Consider the following 18,013-nt stretch of genomic DNA (forward strand, 5'->3'; position numbering starts at 1 on the left):
GGAGTCATGCTGTACGCGACTCCCTCCCTGAACGCCGACGACCAACGGGCCCTCGACGAGATCGAGAGCATGCGCCGCTCCCTGCGCCACATGCTCCGGGCCACCCCACGCTGGACCCGCCAGCTGCGCCGCAACCTCACCGCCCGCGCGATCGCCGGATCGAACACCATCGAGGGGTACGCGGCGACGGTCGATGACGTGGAAGCTCTCATGTCCGGTGAGGAACCGCTGGAGACCGGAGAGAAGACGCGTGCCGAGCTGGAGGGCTACCAGCGCGGTATGACCTACATCCAGGCCCTCGCCGACGCCGGTGACGACTTCCGGTACGACGCCGGCCTGCTCAACGGTCTGCACTTCATGCTCCAGGGCCACCACCTTGATAAGCGCCCCGGGCGCTGGCGCGACGGGCCTGTCTACGTCACCAGCCCCGACGACCCCTTGGTCCCCGCCTACACCGCGCCCGACCAGGCGGACGTTCCTGCTCTGATGTCGGAGTTCATCGACTGGCTCAACGAGGGCGTCCTCGACGCCCCCGTCCACGTCCGCGCCTCCATGGCCCACCTCAACCTCGTCAAGATCCACCCGTGGAAGGACGGCAACGGGCGTATGTCCCGTGCCCTGTCCACCCTGGTGTTCTCCCGCGAGGCCCTGATGCCACCCGAGTTCTCCTCCATCGAGGAGTGGCTCGGCCGGGGACAGAACACCTACGCCTACTACCAGGTTCTGGAGGACGTGGGCGGCCCCCACTGGAGTCCGGAACGGGACACCCGGCCCTGGATCCGGTTCTGCCTGACCGCCCACCACCGCCAGGCCCAGCAGGCCCAGCGCCGCTTCGATGTCATGTCGCGGGCCTGGACCCGCCTGGTCGAGGGCGTCGAGGCAGCCGGCCTCGACGAACGGGTCGTCTACGCCCTGCTGCCCGCCTTCTCGGACGCGAAGGTGCGCCGCACCGTCTACCAGCAGGACGCCGATCTCAGTGACCAGCAGGCCATCCGCGACATCCGGGAACTCGTCGCCCGCGGCTGGCTCGTCCCCCACGGCAAGGCCCGCGCCCGGTACTACGCCCCAGGCCCGCTCATGGACCCGGTCCGGGAAGAGGTCCGCCAGTCCATGGAGCCGTATGTGGATCCCTACCGGCGGGAGCGCTGACCCGCCCGCGCTCACCAACGCCGCCAGACTCTGACGGCGCGCCCCACCCTGTGCGCTCCCGTCCAGCACGGATCCAGCACGGTAGAGATATGAGGGGTGATGACAGGTGACGAGAGGTCAGAAAATCCAGCACCTATCCAGCACGGTAAAAACCTAAGGGTCTGACCCCGAAGAGTCAGACCCCATTTGATCTGCATGTTTGCCAGACCAGCGACGTGGTGTTATGTCACCCGCTACACATTGAAGCGGAACTCCACCACATCCCCATCCTGCATCACATACTCCTTGCCCTCCATGCGCGCCTTGCCCTTGGCGCGGGCCTCGGCGACCGAGCCCGTTTCGACCAGGTCCGCGAAGGAGATGACCTCGGCCTTGATGAAGCCCTTCTGGAAGTCCGTGTGGATCACGCCCGCCGCCTCGGGGGCCGTCGCGCCCTGGGGGATCGTCCAGGCGCGGGACTCCTTGGGGCCTGCCGTGAGGTAGGTCTGGAGGCCGAGGGTGCGGAAGCCGACGTGGGCCAGGGTGGCGAGGCCGGGCTCTTCCTGGCCTACCGACTGGAGGAGTTCGAGGGCCTCGTCCTCCTCCAGTTCCACGAGCTCCGACTCCAGCTTGGCGTTGAGGAAGATCGCCTCCGCGGGGGCGACCAGGGCGCTCTGCGCGGCCTTGAAGTCGTCGTCCGTCAGCTCGTCCTCGTCCACGTTGAAGACGTAGAGGAAGGGCTTCGTCGTGAGGAGGTGCAGGTCGTGGAGGAGCTCCTCCTTGCCGGAGCCCTGGACGATGCCCGCCGAGAAGAGCGTGTCGCCCTTCTCCAGGATCGCCTGGGCCTCCTCGACCGCCTTCACCTTCGGGCCGATGTCCTTCTTGATGCGCGACTCCTTCTGGAGGCGCGGCAGGACCTTCTCGATGGTCTGGAGGTCGGCGAGGATCAGCTCGGTGTTGATCGTCTCGATGTCGTCCTTGGGCGAGACCTTGCCGTCGACGTGGACGACGTTCTCATCCTTGAAGGCGCGGATGACCTGGCAGATCGCGTCCGACTCGCGGATGTTCGCGAGGAACTTGTTGCCGAGGCCCTCACCCTCGCTCGCGCCCCGCACGATGCCCGCGATGTCGACGAAGTCGACCGTGGCGGGAAGGATCTTCTGCGAGGAGAAGATCTCGGCCAGCTTCGTCAGACGGGGGTCGGGGACGCCGACCACGCCCACGTTCGGCTCGATCGTCGCGAACGGGTAGTTGGCCGCAAGGACGTCGTTCTTGGTCAGGGCGTTGAACAGGGTCGACTTGCCGACATTGGGCAGACCGACGATTCCGATCGTGAGCGACACGTTGCGACTTCCCGTACGTGAGGTGGGTGAGGTCCTGGGGTGGGTGGGCCTTGGGGCCTGAGCGGCCTTGGGGCGATCCCCCAGTCTACGGCGTGCGGGCCAGGCCCCCGTCTCCGTACCGGCTACGTATCGAACGCATGGCCAAGCTCGGCCAAAGCGCGTGTCCCGCGCATGGTTCCGTACGGAAACCGACCTAGGTTGGTCCGGTGGAGCAACATAGGACGCGTCCCCCTCAGTCCGCCGCGAAGGCCACCCCCAAGGCCGCCCAGAAGGCCGCCCAGAAGGCCGCCCCCAAAGCTCGGCAGCGGCGTACCGCGCCGTTGCCTCCGCAGGGCGGCCCCGCGGACCGGTCCGCCGACCCGTCCGCCGAGTCCTCGACGGTCTACCGGGCCGCGGCACGTTCCCGCCGCCCCGTTCCGCCGTTCGTCCTCGCCCTGCGCAGAACGCCCCTGTACCGGACGCTGCGCCGGGTGCCGAACCCGCGGCTCACCGGGCTCGGCAGCGGGCTCTTCTGCTCGGCGGTGATGTTCCTGCTCGCCTGCCTGATCTGGCTGCTGGTGGGCGACTCCGCCGTCACCTATGGAGTGCTGTTCCTGCCGGTGGCCGCGCTCACCGCGTTCTGGGTGCGCCCCGCCGACCTGGTCACCGCGCCGATCGCGGTGCCGATCGCGTTCGCCGTGGGGATCCTGCCGGTCTCCGGGGGCACGGGCGGGTTCGGCGGCCACTTCATGGCGCTCGTGACGTCGCTGGCCCTGCACGCGGGCTGGCTGTACGGCGGCACGCTCGTCGCCGGGCTCGTCGTGACCGTACGCAAGGTCCGGCTGATCGCGCAGCGGCGGCAGGCGCGTGCCGGGCGGGGCCCCGCGGCGGGGGGCGGGAAGCGGCTGCCCGCCGCCTAGCCGCTGGTCTCGCCGCTGGCCGCGCTCCGTGAAACGGGCTACGCCCCGCGACGGGCTACGCCTCGCCCGCCGCCGCCATCGCCGCCCCCACGATCCCCGCGTTGTTCTGCAGCTGCGCCGGGACGATCTCCGCCCTGATGCCCTCGATCAGCGGCAGGAACTTGTGCGCCTTGCGGCTCACGCCGCCGCCGATGATGAACAGCTCCGGCGAGAACAGCATCTCCACGTGCGCCAGGTACTTCTGGACGCGCCCGGCCCAGTGCTCCCAGGTCAGGTCCTCGTCCTCGCGGGCCTTGGAGGAGGCCCGCTTCTCCGCGTCGTGGCCGTGCAGTTCGACGTGGCCGAGCTCGGTGTTCGCCACCAGGCGGCCGCCGGTGAACAGCGCGCTGCCGATGCCCGTGCCGAAGGTGAGCAGGATGACCGTGCCGGTGCGGCCGACGCCCGCGCCGAAGTGCATCTCGGCGACGCCCGCCGCGTCCGCGTCGTTCAGGACGGTGACGGGGACGCCGCCGAGCCGGGACGAGACCAGGGCCTGGATGTCCGTGCCGATCCAGCTCTTGTCGACATTGGCCGCCGTGCGCGCCGTGCCGTCCGTGATCACGCCGGGGAAGGTCGCACCGACGGGCCCCGTCCAGCCGAAGTGGTCGACGACCTCGCGGACGCCGCCGACCACCGCGTCGGGAGTGGCCGGATGCGGGGTCAGGACCTTGTGCCGTTCCGTCGTCAGGTCACCGCGGTCCAGGTCCACGGGAGCGCCCTTGATTCCGGATCCGCCGATGTCCACACCGAAGATCTGCATGGACCCCACGTTAAGGCGCGATCAGCGCTGTGACAGCTCGGCCGCCTCGGCGCGCAGGTCCCTGCGGAGCTCCTTGGGCAGCGAGAAGGTGATCGACTCCTCGGCCGTCTTCACGGTCTCCACGTCCGCGTAGCCACGCTCGGCGAGCCATTCGATGACGCCGTCCACCAGGACGTCGGGCACGGAGGCGCCGGAGGTCAGGCCGACCGTGGTCACGCCCTCCAGCCAGGCCTCGTCGATCTCCTCGGCGTTGTCCACCAGGTGCGACGCGGGCGTGCCCGCCTCCAGGGCGACCTCGACCATGCGGATCGAGTTCGAGGAGTTCTTGGAGCCGACGACGATGACGAGTTCGGCGTCCTCGGCGAGCTTCTTCACCGCGATCTGGCGGTTCTGCGTGGCGTAGCAGATGTCGTCGCTGGGCGGCGAGAGGAGGTTCGGGTACTTGCCCTTGAGGGCGTCGACCGTCTCCATGGTCTCGTCTACGGAGAGGGTGGTCTGGGAGAGCCAGACGACCTTGTCGGGGTCGCGGACCTCGACGTTCGCGACGTCGTCGGGGCCGTCGACCAGCGTGATGTGGTCGGGCGCCTCGCCGGACGTGCCGATGACTTCCTCGTGGCCCTCGTGCCCGATCAGGAGGATGTCGTAGTCCTCCTTGGCGAACCGGACCGCTTCCTTGTGGACCTTGGTGACCAGCGGGCAGGTGGCGTCGATCGTCGCGAGCTTGCGCTCGGCGGCCTCCGCGTGGACGGTCGGGGCCACGCCGTGCGCCGAGAACATCACGATGGAGCCCTCGGGGACCTCCACCGTCTGGTCGACGAAGATGGCGCCCTTCTTCTCCAGGGTCTGCACCACGTACTTGTTGTGGACGATCTCGTGGCGGACATAGATCGGGGCCCCGTACTGCTCCAGGGCCTTCTCGACGGCGATCACGGCACGGTCCACACCCGCGCAGTAGCCACGGGGAGCGGCGAGCAGGACACGGCGGGAGCCAGGCGTTGCAGTCATACCCACCATCGTAAGGCCGCGTTCAGCGCGTCAAAGATCGGCTTCTTGGAGAGACTGGGGGCCTGCGTAGATCTACGGAGGCACCATGTCCGGACAGTCCGCCAGTACCGGAGTCCCCGCAGGGGGCGCCGCACCCGCCGAGGGCGAAGGGCTGCGGCGAAGTCTGGGGTTCCGGGACCTCGTGGTCTACGGCCTGCTCTTCATCGCGCCGATGGCCCCGGTCGGTGTCTTCGGGACGCTCGACGCGAAGTCGCACGGCGCCGTCGCCCTCGTCTATCTGATCGCGACGGTCGCGATGGCGTTCACCGCATTCAGCTACGCGCAGATGGTGCGGGTGGTCCCCCTGGCGGGCTCCGTCTTCGCCTACGCGCGCGTGGGGCTAGGGAACGGGCCCGGTTTCATCGCCGGGTGGATGGCGATGCTCGACTACCTCCTCATCCCCGCGGTCGCCTATCTCTTCTCCGGCATCGCGATGAACTCCCTGGTCCCCTCGGTGTCGCGGTGGGTGTGGACGGCGCTCGCGGTGCTCATCACCACGGCGCTGAACCTGTGGGGCGTCCGGGCGGCGGCGCGGGTCGGCTTCGCGGTGCTCGCGATGGAGGTCGTGGTCCTGCTGGTCTTCGTGGTCGCGGCCGTCGTCGTGCTCATCCAGGACGGGGCCCAGCGGGGCTGGCTCTCGCCGCTGACCGGTGACGGTTCGCAGGGCGCCTTCGCGCTGTCGGCGGTGATCGGCGCGGTGTCGATCGCCGTCCTGTCCTATCTGGGCTTCGACGCGATCGCGTCCTTCGCCGAGGAGGTGACGGGCGGTTCGGCGAAGGTCGCGCGCGCGGTGCTGATCTGCCTCGCGCTCGCGGGCTTCCTGTTCATCCTCCAGACGTATCTGGTGGCGCTCCTGGAGCCGCTGTCGTCGGCCGAGCTCGCGGCGGACCCGGCCAAGCAGGGGACCGCTTTCTACGACACGTCGGAGGCGGCGTCCGGGGTGTGGCTGTCCAAGCTGGTGGCGGTCAGCAAGGCGATCGGGGCGGCGTTCGCGGCGCTCGCGGGGCAGGCCGCAGCGGGACGGCTGCTGTTCGCCATGGCGCGCGACCGGCGGCTGCCCAAGGCCCTGTCCAGGACCGATTCCGGGACGCCGCGGATCGCGCTGCTGTGCGCGGCCGTGGTCACGATGGTCGCCGCGGTGTGGGCGGCCCGGCGGGACGACGGGATGGACCACCTGGTGTCGGTGGTCGACATCGGGGCGCTCACCGCGTTCCTGCTGCTGCACGCGAGCGTGGTGGGCTGGTTCGTGGTGCGCCAGCGCGACGCGGCGTTCAGCTGGTGGCGGCACATCCTGATCCCCGTCCTCGGAGCGGCGATCGTGGTGGCGGTCATCTGGGAGGCGGCGGGCTCCGCACAGGTGGTGGGCGCGGTGTGGCTGGGGGTGGGCCTGGTGGTCCTGTTCGTACAGAGGCAGGGCCGGGCACGCACAGATAGGCCGGACGCCCCGTAAGGCGGGCGCCCCGTGAGGGGCGCGGGGAACTGCGCGAGCAACCACGAATCACCCGCACCCGGAGTGCGACCTCCCGGCAGGACGTCACCCCGGTGCGGATGCCACAGCGGTGTCATACCCGCCGACTAGGCTCAACGCATGGCTCTGAACACGTCCGCGGACACCCCGCTACCCGTCGGGGAGGTGTCGCGCCTCATCGGCGGCTGGATTGACCGGCTCGGCGCCATCTGGGTCGAGGGGCAGATCACACAGCTGTCCCGCAGGCCGGGCGCCGGTGTCGTCTTCATGACGCTGCGCGACCCGTCCCACGACATCTCGGTGAGCGTGACCTGCTACCGCCAGGTGTTCGACGCCGTGGCGGACGTCGTCTCCGAGGGCGCGCGCGTCGTGGTGCACGCCAAGCCCGAGTGGTACGCGCCGCGTGGCCAGCTCTCCCTGCGGGCCGCGGAGATAAAGCCGGTCGGCGTCGGCGAACTGCTCGCGCGGATCGAGCAGTTGAAGAAGAGCCTGGCCGCCGAGGGCCTCTTCGCGCCGGAGCGCAAGAAGGCGCTGCCCTTCCTGCCGCAGCTCATCGGGCTCGTCACCGGCCGCGCGTCGGCCGCCGAGCGCGACGTCCTGGAGAACGCGAGGCACCGCTGGCCCGCCGTCCGCTTCGAGGTGCGCAACGTGCCCGTCCAGGGCGTGCACGCGGTGCCGCAGGTCGTGGGGGCCCTCAAGGACCTCGACGCGCTCGACGAGGTCGACGTGATCATCGTGGCGCGCGGCGGCGGCAGCGTGGAGGACCTGCTGCCGTTCTCGGACGAGCAGTTGGTACGGGCGGTGGCGTCCTGTCGTACGCCGGTCGTGTCGGCTATCGGCCACGAACCGGACAACCCCCTCCTCGACCACGTGGCCGACCTGCGCGCCTCCACGCCGACCGACGCGGCCAAGAAGGTCGTGCCGGACGTCGGCGAGGAGTACGAGCGGGTGCGGTGGCTGCGGGACCGGGCGCGGCGCAGCATGGACGCCTACCTCGACCGCGAGGAGCGCGGCCTCGCGCACGCCCTGGCCCGGCCCTCCATGGAGCATCCGCACCGGATGATCGAGGAGCGCGAGGAGCAGGTGGCCGCGCTCGTCGACCGCAGCCGCCGCACGCTCGGACACCTCCTGGACCGGGCGGGCTCCGAGCTGACGCACACCCACGCGCGCGTGGTGGCCCTGTCGCCCGCCGCGACCCTCCAGCGGGGGTACGCGGTGCTGCAGAAGGCGGACGGCTCCGTGGTCCGCGACCCCGAAGAGGTGGGCGCCGACGAGGAGTTGCGGGCCCGTGTCGCCGAGGGCGAATTCACCGTACGAACCACACAAAACGACATCTAACGACATCTAGGGTGGGCTCATGACCAGCAAGACGGACGAGGCCGCGGGCCCGGCGGACGCCCTCGGCTACGAGCAGGCGCGGGACGAACTGATCGAGGTGGTGCGCCGCCTGGAGGCCGGTGGCACGACCCTGGAGGAGTCGCTGGCCCTGTGGGAGCGCGGCGAGGAGCTGTCGACGATCTGCCGCCGCTGGCTGGACGGCGCCCGCGCCCGCCTGGACGCGGCGCTCGCGGGCCCCGAGGCGGACGGCGACCCGGACGACGACGCCGATTCCTGAGGCGGCGGCGCCGACTTCCGCGGCGACGACACCGGCTCCCGCGACGGCACCCGGCCTGACCTGCGGCTTGTGAGGCGGGTCACGCGACACCGACTTTGGTTGAAAGTTGAACAGTGACGGCGTAGTGTCATGGACGCAAGCCCGGAAACGGGCATGGCAGACACCCCCGTACGCATCGAGAAGGTTGATCCATGTCTCTCGCCCTTGACCCCGCCGCCCAGGACCTGCTCTTCCGCGAGGCCCGCACCGCGAACACCTTCACCGACGAGCCGGTCTCCGACGAGCAGGTTCAGGCGATCTACGACCTGGTCAAGTACGGCCCGACCGCCTTCAACCAGTCGCCGCTGCGCGTCACCCTGGTCCGCTCGCCCGAGGCCCGCGAGCGCCTGGTCGCGCACATGGCCGAGGGCAACCGGCCGAAGACCGCCGCCGCGCCGCTCGTCGCGATCCTCTCCGCCGACAACGAGTTCCACGAGGAGCTCCCGGCGCTGTTCCCGCACTTCCCGCAGGCCAAGGACGCCTTCTTCTCCGAGCGCCCGGTCCGTGAGCAGGCCGCCTCGCTCAACGCCGGCCTCCAGGCCGCGTACTTCATCGTCGGCGTGCGCGCCGCCGGTCTGGCCGCGGGCCCGATGACCGGCTTCGACTTCGCCGGTGTCCAGAAGGAGTTCCTGGACGACGACCACACCCCGCTGATGGTCATCAACATCGGCAAGCCGGGCGAAGACGCCTGGTTCCCGCGCTCCCCGCGCCTCGCCTACGACGACGTCATCACGACCGTCTGAGCGAACCCCCGAGCGACGCGAAGGGCCCCCGGCACATCGCCGGGGGCCCTTCGCGCATCCACGCTCGTCGCGGTCAGGACGTCTTCAGGGACTCGGCCATCTTCGTCAGCTGACCGAACGGCGCCGTGCCGAGGACGACCGTCGTGGCGCCCTTCTCGGTGCGCACCAGGGCGTCGTACGTCTCGCCCTCGTACCGCTGCCACTCCTGGCCGCCGATCTCCTCGGTGGCCTTGGTGCGCTTGGCCTCCTTGGTGACGGCCTCGATGAACTTGGCGGGCTTCTCCGTGGACTGCTTGATCGCCACGTACTCGTCCTCCGGGTCGAGGAAGCCCAGGTGCCAGCTGTTGTGCTCCTCGCCCCTGTACCGCACCGACGTCGCCTTCCAGTCCTTGGAGAGGCCCTCGGGCGCCGCCACCGGATAGGGCGCGCCCCGCCGGGCTGTCAGGAGCTCCACGCGGTAGTCCTTCCGCTCGACCGGGGTCTTGGACTCGTCATGCGGGATGAAGATGTAGATCACACCCGCGACGAGGGCGATCACCACCAACGACCACAGCATGTTCTTGACGGTCTGGTTGCCTTGTCTTCCTGCCACTCCCCCATGGTCTCAGGCACCGGATCCGGCCCTTCCCCCGGTGCCCGATCCGCTCATGCGTGGGGCCCTCTGCTCATTTTGTCGGCCTGCGGATAGAGTCATTCACAATCCCTCATCCGGCCGTCGTCGTATCAAGCAGAAAGGTGCGCTCCGATGACCGAGCATCATCTCCCCTCCGAGCTCGAGGTTTCTCCCGAGGCTCCCGACCGCAACCTCGCCCTGGAGCTGGTCCGGGTCACCGAGGCGGCCGCCATGGCCGCGGGCCGCTGGGTCGGCCGCGGCGACAAGAACGGCGCGGACGGCGCCGCTGTCAGGGCCATGCGGACCCTCGTCTCCACCGTCTCGATGAACGGCGTCGTCGTCATCGGCGAGGGCGAGAAGGACGAAGCCCCGATGCTGTTCAACGGAGAGCACATCGGCGACGGCACCGGCGCCGAGGTCGACATCGCCGTCGACCCGATCGACGGCACCACGCTGACCGCGAAGGGCCAGCCGAACGCCATCGCCGTGCTCGCCGCCGCCGACCGCGGCGCCATGTTCGACCCGTCGGCCGTCTTCTACATGGACAAGCTGGTCACAGGCCCCGAGGCCGCCGACTACGTGGACATCAACGCGCCCGCTTCGGTCAACATCCGCCGCGTGGCCAAGGCCAAGAACTCCTCGCCCGAGGACGTCACGGTCATGATCCTGGACCGCCCCCGGCACGGGGGCATCGTCAAGGAGATCCGCGAGACCGGCGCCCGCATCAAGTTCATCTCGGACGGCGACGTCGCGGGCTCGGTCATGGCCGTCCGCGAGGGCACCGGCGTCGACCTGCTCATGGGCATCGGCGGCACCCCCGAGGGCATCATCTCGGCCTGTGCGATCAAGTGCCTCGGCGGTGTGATCCAGGGCAAGCTGTGGCCGCAGGACGACGCCGAGCGCCAGCGCGCCATCGACGCGGGCCACGACCTGGACCGCACGCTCTCCACGAACGACCTCGTCCGCGGGGACAACGTCTTCTTCGTCGCGACCGGCATCACCGACGGCGAGCTGCTCCAGGGCGTCCGCTACCGCGCGGCGAACGCGTCGACGTCGTCGCTGGTCATGCGCTCCAAGTCGGGCACGATCCGCAAGATCGACTCCGATCACCGGCTGTCGAAGCTGCGCGCGTACAGCGCGATCGACTTCGACCGCGCCAAGTAGGCACCGCGTACACCGAAGTAACCACGCGTACGCCGAAGTAGCCACCGCGTACGTCGAAGGGGGCGCCCCGTGCGGGGGACGCCCCCTTCGGCATGCGCGAACGGGCCTGCGGGAAGTGGCCCCGCCTACCCCGCGGCGGCGATCCCCGCCGTGTGGGCGGCCTTCTTCAGCTCCAGGTCACGCCTGCGGCGGCGGGCCAGGACCACGCGGCGCTCGGCGGCGGTGAGGCCGCCCCACACCCCGTACGGCTCGGGCTGCAGCAGGGCGTGCTCACGGCACTCGACCATCACGGGACAGCGGGCGCAGACCCGCTTCGCCGCTTCCTCGCGGGAGAGCCTGGCCGCGGTCGGTTCCTTGGACGGCGCGAAGAACAGTCCGGCCTCGTCTCGGCGGCACACGGCTTCCGTGTGCCAGGGGGCATCATCGTTCCTGTCCCGCACTGGCACCCGCTGACCCGGAACGGCGGCTACCTGCAGGGACTGATGCGACGGTTGCAGCACGGTCTACTCCTGACGACGGCTTCGCGAGCGAGAGACGATGCAGCAAGCTCTACCCGCTGTGTGCGCGCCTATGCACTGAGTTCCGATGTACGGAAGTCCAGTCGCCCAGGGAGACGCGTGCGACGTCAGTGCCCGAGATGTTTGCGCACGTACTTGTGCAGATCCTGGACGAGCCGACCGCGCTTGGGCCGCGCCTCGATGCTGCCGAAGAGCGCGAAGCCGTCCACGAAGACGACCGGGGCGTCCTGCTCGGCGGAGTCGAGGGTGTCCACCTCGAAGCTGCCGAGGATGCCGGTGCCGCTGCCGCGCAGCGACACGTTCTCCGGGACGCGGACGTCGACCGAGCCGAAGATCGAGACCGCCTTGATGACCACCTGGCGCTGCTCGAAGATCGCCTCGCTCAGGTCGATCTCGACGCTGCCGAAGATCGCGTACGCGTGCGTGCGGCGGGCCACGCGCCAGCGGCCCTTGCGGACGCTGCCGCTGAGCACCGCGACCAGGTTCTCGTCGGCGACCGGCGGGACGGCGCCGGGGGACGGCCTGGCGGGAGCGGGGTCGGGGGCGTGGGTCCCGGCGGGCGCGGCGCCGTCCACCGCGGGCAAGTCCCTGACCAGGGGCTCCAGCTCGGCCATGGTCTTGGCGCTGTAGACCCCCTCGATCCGGTCCGCGTGCTCCTCGGTGGTGAGGCGGCCCTCGGCCAGCGCCTCGCGGAGTATGTCCGCCGTGCGGTCCCGGTCGGCGTCGGACGCGCGGAGCGAGCCCGGGGCGTCGGCCGTGGCGGGAGCGGGCTGCGGGGGTCGCTTTTCGAGGTCCACACCAGCAGCGTACCCAAACGCGATAGATCGCGACTACCCCCTGTGGACAACCCGGGGGGCGATCGAGGGAACGGCCACGGAACCGGCCACGGGGGGCAACCACGAATCCGGCCACGGGACCGGACGGCGGATGTACTGAGCCTTACCTCACAAACCCGGCCCGCCCCGCGCGCTCTACGCTGGTGGGCGCGTCGCCAATGGAGGCCGCGCCGCTGTCTGCCGAGTGAGGAATGGCCGTAATGCCAGAGTTTGCGTACTCCGATCTGCTCCCGCTGGGAGAGGACACCACCCCGTACCGGCTGGTGACCGCCGAGGGTGTGTCCACCTTCGAGGCCGACGGGCGGACGTTCCTCAAGGTCGACCCGGAGGCGCTGCGCAAGCTCGCCGCCGAGGCGATCCACGACATCCAGCACTACCTGCGGCCCGCGCACCTGGCCCAGCTGCGGCGCATCGTCGACGACCCGGAGGCATCCGGCAACGACAAGTTCGTGGCGCTCGACCTGCTGAAGAACGCGAACATCGCGGCGGCGGGCGTGCTCCCCATGTGCCAGGACACCGGCACCGCGATCGTCATGGGCAAGCGCGGCCAGAACGTCCTCACCGAAGGTGAGGACGAGAAGGCGCTCTCCAAGGGCGTCTTCGACGCGTACACGAAGCTGAACCTGCGCTACTCGCAGATGGCTCCCCTGACCATGTGGGAGGAGAAGAACACCGGCTCCAACCTGCCCGCCCAGATCGAGCTGTACGCGACCGACGGCGGCGCCTACAAGTTCCTCTTCATGGCCAAGGGCGGCGGCTCGGCGAACAAGTCCTTCCTCTACCAGGAGACGAAGGCCGTCCTGAACGAAGCCTCCATGATGAAGTTCCTGGAGGAGAAGATCCGCTCGCTCGGCACGGCCGCGTGCCCGCCGTACCACCTGGCGATCGTCGTGGGCGGCACGAGCGCCGAGTTCGCCCTGAAGACCGCGAAGTACGCCTCCGCGCACTACCTGGACGAGCTCCCCTCCGAGGGCTCCCCGACCGGCCACGGCTTCCGCGACAAGGAGCTGGAGGAGAAGGTCTTCGAGCTCACCCAGAAGATCGGCATCGGCGCGCAGTTCGGCGGCAAGTACTTCTGCCACGACGTGCGCGTGGTGCGCCTGCCCCGGCACGGCGCCTCGCTGCCCGTCGCGATCGCCGTCTCCTGCTCGGCCGACCGCCAGGCCACCGCGAAGATCACCGCCGAGGGCGTCTTCCTGGAGCAGCTGGAGACGGACCCGGCGCGCTTCCTGCCGGAGACGACGGACGAGCACCTGGGAGAGGAGGAGGACGTCGTCAAGATCGACCTCAACCGGCCGATGGACGACATCCTCGCCGAGCTCGGCAAGCACCCGGTGAAGACCCGCCTCTCGCTGACGGGACCGCTCGTCGTGGCCCGCGACATCGCGCACGCCAAGATCAAGGAGCGGCTCGACGCGGGCGAGGAGATGCCGCAGTACCTGAAGGACCACCCCGTCTACTACGCCGGTCCCGCGAAGACCCCCGAGGGCTACGCGTCCGGTTCCTTCGGGCCGACGACGGCGGGCCGGATGGACTCCTACGTAGAGCAGTTCCAGGCCGCGGGCGGCTCCAAGGTCATGCTGGCCAAGGGCAACCGCAGCAAGCAGGTCACGGACGCGTGCGACGCGCACGGCGGCTTCTACCTGGGCTCGATCGGCGGCCCCGCCGCGCGCCTCGCGCAGGACTGCATCAAGAAGGTCGAGGTCGTCGAGTACGAGGAGCTCGGCATGGAGGCGGTCTGGAAGATCGAGGTCGAGGACTTCCCCGCCTTCATCGTCGTCGACGACAAGGGCAACGACTTCTTCCAGAACCCCGCTCCGGAGCCGACGTTCACGCACATCCCGGTGCGCGGTCCCGGCCAGGCGTGACGACGAACCAGACGTAGCACTACGAAGGGGCCCTCTCCGCGTACGGAGAGGGCCCCTTCGGCATGCCCGGGGTCAGGCGAACCGCTGGTTCGCCGCCCCCGCGCACTTCTGCAGCCGCACCGGCTCCTTGGCCCCCGCGAGGGTCAGACAGAGCCCGGTGTCGGCGGCGGGGCGCACCGTGCCCGCCGTACGGACGAACTTCTGGTTGTCACCGCCGTGGCAGTTCCAGAGGGTGACCGCGGTGCCCTCCTTGTACGAGCCGTCGGGCACGTCGAGGCAGCGGTCCTGGGTCAGGCCGGTGTGCAGCGACCGCTGGGTGTCGTCGTACCACCAGGTCTGGTTGCGGTTGCCGGTGCAGTCCCAGCCCTGGACCTTGGTGCCGTTGCGGCTCTTGGACGCGTCGACGTCCAGGCAGCTCTGGGTGGCCTCGTTCTTGAGGGGCTTGTAGGCGTCGTCCCAGGCGCCCTTGTAGAGCTTCGGGCTGCCCGTGCTCGCCGGGTCGGCGCAGCTGCCCTCGCCGTAGCCCGAGTTGTAGATCTGGGTCAGGCAGGACGCGAAGGCCGCGTGGCCGCGGGCGTTCGGGTGGAAGGACTGGCGCACCGAATTGGAGTCCGGCGGGAAGGGGTTGGACACGTCGATGTAGAGGCCGCGCGCCCAGGTGTCCTCCATGCAGACCTCGTGGCCCTGGAAGAGGCGGGAGTTGTCGAGGTAGGTCGCACCCGCGTTCCTGGCGGCCTTGCGCATGCCGGTCCCGAAGGTCGGCACCGCGTAGTTGCGGCCCCACTCGGTGTCGGAGTCGTAGCCGAGGCCGCCGCAGACCAGCTTGCCGGGGAACTGGGGGTTGTCGCGGAAGTCCGGGCCGATCGGGCTCGGGTACCCCATGGCGACGAGCTTGTAGTCCGCCGCCTGGTAGCCCGCGTCCTTCATGACGGTCTTGAGGTCGCGGATGGACTGCTCGACCTTGGGCACGAGCCCGTCGACGCGCGCCTGCCAGCCGTCGTTGTACTTGCCCGCGCACGCGCCCTGGCTGAGCAGGAAGCGGGTGACGCAGTCCGTCATCACCCCGGAGAAGTCGAGGTCGTCGTTGGCGCCGATGACGAGCAGAATCGTCTTGATCTTGGTGTTTCGGGCCTTGATCGCGAGGTTGTCGCTCTGCACCAGCTCATCGGCGTACTGCTTCTGACCGCCGATCTTGATGTTGACGGTCTGCGCCCCCGAGCACGCGACGTTGTACGTCACGTCGGCCGGGATGCCGGTGCGGTGGATCGCGGCGTCCGGCGAGCGGTGGCACCAGTTGTCCGGGCCGTTCGTGCCGGGTTCGTACGTGCCGACGCCCTCGCCGGAGATCTCGCTGTCGCCGAGCGAGATCAGACCGGTCTTGCGGTCGGCCATGGGGCGCTCGCCCGGGCTGCCGTAGAGCTTGGTGGCCTCGTCCGCCCGGATCTTCTCCAGGTCGGGCGGGAGCGGCGTCGACGCGGGTGCCTTCGCCCTGTCCCCGTCCGCCGCCTGGGCGGGTACCGCCGCTGCCGTGCCGAGCACGGCCGTCATCGCGACCGCTGCCGCGAACGAACATCGCAGCCGGCCCCGCCCGCTGCGCCTGATGCGCTTCATTGCGCCTCCCCGGTGTGGTGTTACCCAGGGTTTTACTGGCCGGTAGCAGGGCTTGGGAATACCTGGAACAAGACAAGTGCTCAACTTTTTACGGGGTTTGGACGAGAGGTAGGTTCGAGAGCATGACCAGCGACGCCAGCGACGACCGCACCGGCGAGTACCGGACCGAGCACGACTCCATGGGTGAGGTGCGGGTTCCCGCGCACGCCAAGTGGCGTGCGCAGACCCAGCGCGCGGTGGAGAACTTCCCCATCTCGGGGCAGACCCTGGAGCGCGCCCACATCGCCGCGCTCGCGCAGATCAAGGCCGCCGCCGCCAAGGTCAACGCCGGGCTCGGAGTGCTCGACAAGGACGTCGCCGACGCCATCGCCGACGCGGCCGCCGAGGTCGCGGACGGGCGCTGGGACGACCACTTCCCCGTCGACGTCTTCCAGACCGGCTCCGGCACCTCGTCCAACATGAACACCAACGAGGTCATCGCCACGCTCGCCACCGAGCGACTCGGCCGCGACGTGCACCCCAACGACCACGTCAACGCCTCGCAGTCCTCGAACGACGTCTTCCCCTCCTCGATCCACATCGCGGCGACCGGCGCGGTGACCGGGGACCTGGTCCCGGCCCTCGAACACCTCGCCGCCGCCCTGGAGCGCAAGGCCGGGGAATTCGCGGACGTCGTGAAGTCCGGGCGCACGCACCTCATGGACGCCACGCCCGTCACCCTCGGCCAGGAGTTCGGCGGCTACGCGGCGCAGGTGCGGTACGGCGTCGAGCGGCTGCGCGCCTCGCTGCCGCGCCTGGCCGAACTGCCGCTCGGCGGCACGGCCGTGGGCACCGGCATCAACACCCCGCCCGGCTTCTCCGCCGCCGTCATCGCCGAGGTCGCACGCGCGACCGGGCTGCCGCTGACCGAGGCGCGGGACCACTTCGAGGCGCAGGGCGCCCGGGACGGCATCGTCGAGACGAGCGGCCAGCTGCGGACGATCGGCGTCGGCCTGACGAAGATCGCGAACGACCTGCGCTGGATGGCGTCGGGCCCGCGCACCGGCCTCGCCGAGATCAGCCTCCCGGACCTGCAGCCCGGCTCCTCGATCATGCCCGGCAAGGTGAACCCGGTGCTCCCGGAGGCCGCGCTGATGGTCGCCGCGCAGGTCACGGGGAACGACGCGACGGTCGCCGCGGCGGGCGCCGCGGGCAACTTCGAGCTGAACGTCATGCTGCCGGTCATCGCCAAGAACGTCCTGGAGTCGATCCGACTGCTCGCCAACGTGTCGCGCCTGCTCGCCGACCGCACCGTCGACGGGATCACCGCGAACCGGGAGCGGGCGCGGGAGTACGCCGAGTCGTCGCCGTCCGTCGTGACGCCGCTGAACAAGTACATCGGGTACGAGGAGGCGGCGAAGGTGGCCAAGAAGTCCCTCGCGGAGCGGAAGACGATCCGTGAGGTCGTGCTCGAGGCGGGGTACGTCGAGCGGGGCGTGCTCTCCCTTGAACAACTGGACGAGGCGCTGGACGTGTTGCGCATGACGCACCCCTGAGTGGTGGGGCGGCGATCGCCCACGGCGGCGCGCGCCCCACGTCTAGTATCTGTTCATGACAGACCTCGACGGGAATACGACGGTGGACGGGGCGGCCAGGTGGGCGCCCGGGGAGCACATTCTGTGGCGGTACCGGGAGAACGCCGGGCGCCGGTTCCACATCTGTCGCCCCGTCACCGTCGTACGAGACAGCGAGGATCTGCTCGCCGTGTGGATGGCGCCGGGCACCGAACTGGTGAAGCCGGTGATCGCCGACGGGACCCCGGTACACCGCGAGCCGCTCGCCACCCGCTACACCAAGCCGCGCGCCGTCCGCAGGGACCACTGGTCGGGCACCGGCGTCCTGAAGCTGGCGCGCCCCGCCGAGCCGTGGTCGGTCTGGCTGTTCTGGGAACCTGACTGGACGTTCAAGAACTGGTACGTGAACCTTGAGGAGCCACGCACTCGTTGGGATGGAGGGGTGGATTCCGAGGATCACTTTCTGGACATCTCCGTGCGCCCCGACCACAGCTGGCGCTGGCACGACGAGGACGAGTTCGCGCAGGCCCTGCGGGTGGGCCTGATGGGCGCGGAAAAGGCCGCTGACGTCCGGGCGGCGGGCCGGGCCGCCCTTGACGCGATCGATGCGTGGGGGGCACCTTTTTCGGACGGCTGGCAGCACTGGCGTCCCGATCCGTCCTGGGTCGTACCGTCCCTGCCGGATGACTGGGACCGTACGCCCGCGCATGTGTCCTCATGAGACCCTTGATGCGCCCCCGTGGTTCAAACGTAGGATCGTCCTCCGCAAGGG

Annotated in this window: 17 protein-coding genes; 10 read left to right on the plus strand and 7 right to left on the minus strand. The window is 69.8% G+C overall.

The genetic code is table 11. The features are described from left to right. Nucleotides 1–6: 6 nt before the first annotated feature. Nucleotides 7–1,149, plus strand: coding sequence for a Fic family protein (locus CP970_RS15200; protein WP_055550269.1), 1,143 nt, complete (start codon nt 7–9; stop codon nt 1,147–1,149). A gap of 233 nt (nt 1,150–1,382) precedes the next feature. Here the strand turns inward: CP970_RS15200 and ychF are convergent, their stop codons facing one another. Then, entirely contained in the window at nt 1,383–2,471 is a 1,089-nt protein-coding gene (gene ychF / locus CP970_RS15205) for a redox-regulated ATPase YchF (protein WP_055550271.1), read from the minus strand. A 206-nt stretch (nt 2,472–2,677) separates the two neighbouring features. Between ychF and CP970_RS15210 the strand changes: the two genes are divergently transcribed. Next, nucleotides 2,678–3,370, plus strand: a complete 693-nt coding sequence (locus CP970_RS15210; protein WP_398655137.1) for a DUF6542 domain-containing protein — start codon at nt 2,678–2,680, stop codon at nt 3,368–3,370. A gap of 55 nt (nt 3,371–3,425) precedes the next feature. Here the strand turns inward: CP970_RS15210 and ppgK are convergent, their stop codons facing one another. Together ppgK and CP970_RS15220 are read right to left on the minus strand one after the other, a co-directional pair. After that, entirely contained in the window at nt 3,426–4,169 is a 744-nt protein-coding gene (ppgK, locus tag CP970_RS15215) for a polyphosphate--glucose phosphotransferase (RefSeq protein WP_055550272.1), read from the minus strand. 21 nt (nt 4,170–4,190) lie between these two features. Beyond that, nucleotides 4,191–5,174 carry a 4-hydroxy-3-methylbut-2-enyl diphosphate reductase gene (locus CP970_RS15220; RefSeq protein WP_079043689.1) on the minus strand — a complete coding sequence of 328 codons (984 nt, stop codon included), beginning with the start codon at nt 5,172–5,174 and terminating at the stop codon, nt 4,191–4,193. Nucleotides 5,175–5,259: 85 nt separating this feature from the next. Between CP970_RS15220 and CP970_RS15225 the strand changes: the two genes are divergently transcribed. From CP970_RS15225 to CP970_RS15240, 4 genes are all read left to right on the plus strand, one after another. Further along, entirely contained in the window at nt 5,260–6,663 is a 1,404-nt protein-coding gene (locus CP970_RS15225) for an APC family permease (RefSeq protein ID WP_055550276.1), read from the plus strand. Nucleotides 6,664–6,801: 138 nt separating this feature from the next. Further along, nucleotides 6,802–8,019 carry an exodeoxyribonuclease VII large subunit gene (xseA, locus tag CP970_RS15230; protein ID WP_055550278.1) on the plus strand — a complete coding sequence of 406 codons (1,218 nt, stop codon included), beginning with the start codon at nt 6,802–6,804 and terminating at the stop codon, nt 8,017–8,019. A gap of 19 nt (nt 8,020–8,038) precedes the next feature. Then, entirely contained in the window at nt 8,039–8,296 is a 258-nt protein-coding gene (locus CP970_RS15235) for an exodeoxyribonuclease VII small subunit (protein WP_055550280.1), read from the plus strand. Between the two features lie 191 nt (nt 8,297–8,487). Continuing rightward, nucleotides 8,488–9,078, plus strand: a complete 591-nt coding sequence (locus CP970_RS15240) for a malonic semialdehyde reductase (protein ID WP_055550282.1) — start codon at nt 8,488–8,490, stop codon at nt 9,076–9,078. Between the two features lie 73 nt (nt 9,079–9,151). Here the strand turns inward: CP970_RS15240 and CP970_RS15245 are convergent, their stop codons facing one another. Beyond that, entirely contained in the window at nt 9,152–9,670 is a 519-nt protein-coding gene (locus CP970_RS15245) for a DUF4245 domain-containing protein (RefSeq protein ID WP_079043690.1), read from the minus strand. Between the two features lie 153 nt (nt 9,671–9,823). Between CP970_RS15245 and glpX the strand changes: the two genes are divergently transcribed. Continuing rightward, entirely contained in the window at nt 9,824–10,855 is a 1,032-nt protein-coding gene (gene glpX / locus CP970_RS15250) for a class II fructose-bisphosphatase (RefSeq protein WP_055550286.1), read from the plus strand. 125 nt (nt 10,856–10,980) lie between these two features. Here the strand turns inward: glpX and CP970_RS15255 are convergent, their stop codons facing one another. Beyond that, the gene (locus CP970_RS15255; protein WP_079043691.1) at nt 10,981–11,355 is read right to left on the minus strand and encodes a WhiB family transcriptional regulator; all 375 of its coding nucleotides are present in this window, start codon (nt 11,353–11,355) and stop codon (nt 10,981–10,983) included. A 125-nt stretch (nt 11,356–11,480) separates the two neighbouring features. After that, nucleotides 11,481–12,170: a DUF1707 SHOCT-like domain-containing protein gene (locus CP970_RS15260; protein WP_150493404.1), complete on the minus strand. Its 690-nt coding sequence runs from the start codon at nt 12,168–12,170 to the stop codon at nt 11,481–11,483. Between the two features lie 230 nt (nt 12,171–12,400). On the opposite strand from CP970_RS15260, the gene CP970_RS15265 reads away from it, so the two are divergent. Then, entirely contained in the window at nt 12,401–14,077 is a 1,677-nt protein-coding gene (locus CP970_RS15265) for a fumarate hydratase (protein ID WP_107099017.1), read from the plus strand. Between the two features lie 72 nt (nt 14,078–14,149). Here CP970_RS15265 and CP970_RS15270 read toward each other — a convergent pair whose 3' ends face one another. Further along, nucleotides 14,150–15,688, minus strand: a complete 1,539-nt coding sequence (locus CP970_RS15270; RefSeq protein WP_055551300.1) for a ricin-type beta-trefoil lectin domain protein — start codon at nt 15,686–15,688, stop codon at nt 14,150–14,152. A gap of 122 nt (nt 15,689–15,810) precedes the next feature. Here CP970_RS15270 and CP970_RS15275 point away from each other — a divergent pair, with 122 nt between their 5' ends. Next, nucleotides 15,811–17,223: a class II fumarate hydratase gene (locus CP970_RS15275; RefSeq protein WP_055551302.1), complete on the plus strand. Its 1,413-nt coding sequence runs from the start codon at nt 15,811–15,813 to the stop codon at nt 17,221–17,223. A gap of 55 nt (nt 17,224–17,278) precedes the next feature. Continuing rightward, the gene (gene fomD, locus CP970_RS15280) at nt 17,279–17,962 is read left to right on the plus strand and encodes a cytidylyl-2-hydroxypropylphosphonate hydrolase (RefSeq protein WP_055551304.1); all 684 of its coding nucleotides are present in this window, start codon (nt 17,279–17,281) and stop codon (nt 17,960–17,962) included. Nucleotides 17,963–18,013: the final 51 nt, after the last annotated feature.

Origin of the sequence: Streptomyces kanamyceticus (assembly GCF_008704495.1) — a bacterium.
In the GTDB taxonomy this organism is placed as follows: domain Bacteria; phylum Actinomycetota; class Actinomycetes; order Streptomycetales; family Streptomycetaceae; genus Streptomyces; species Streptomyces kanamyceticus.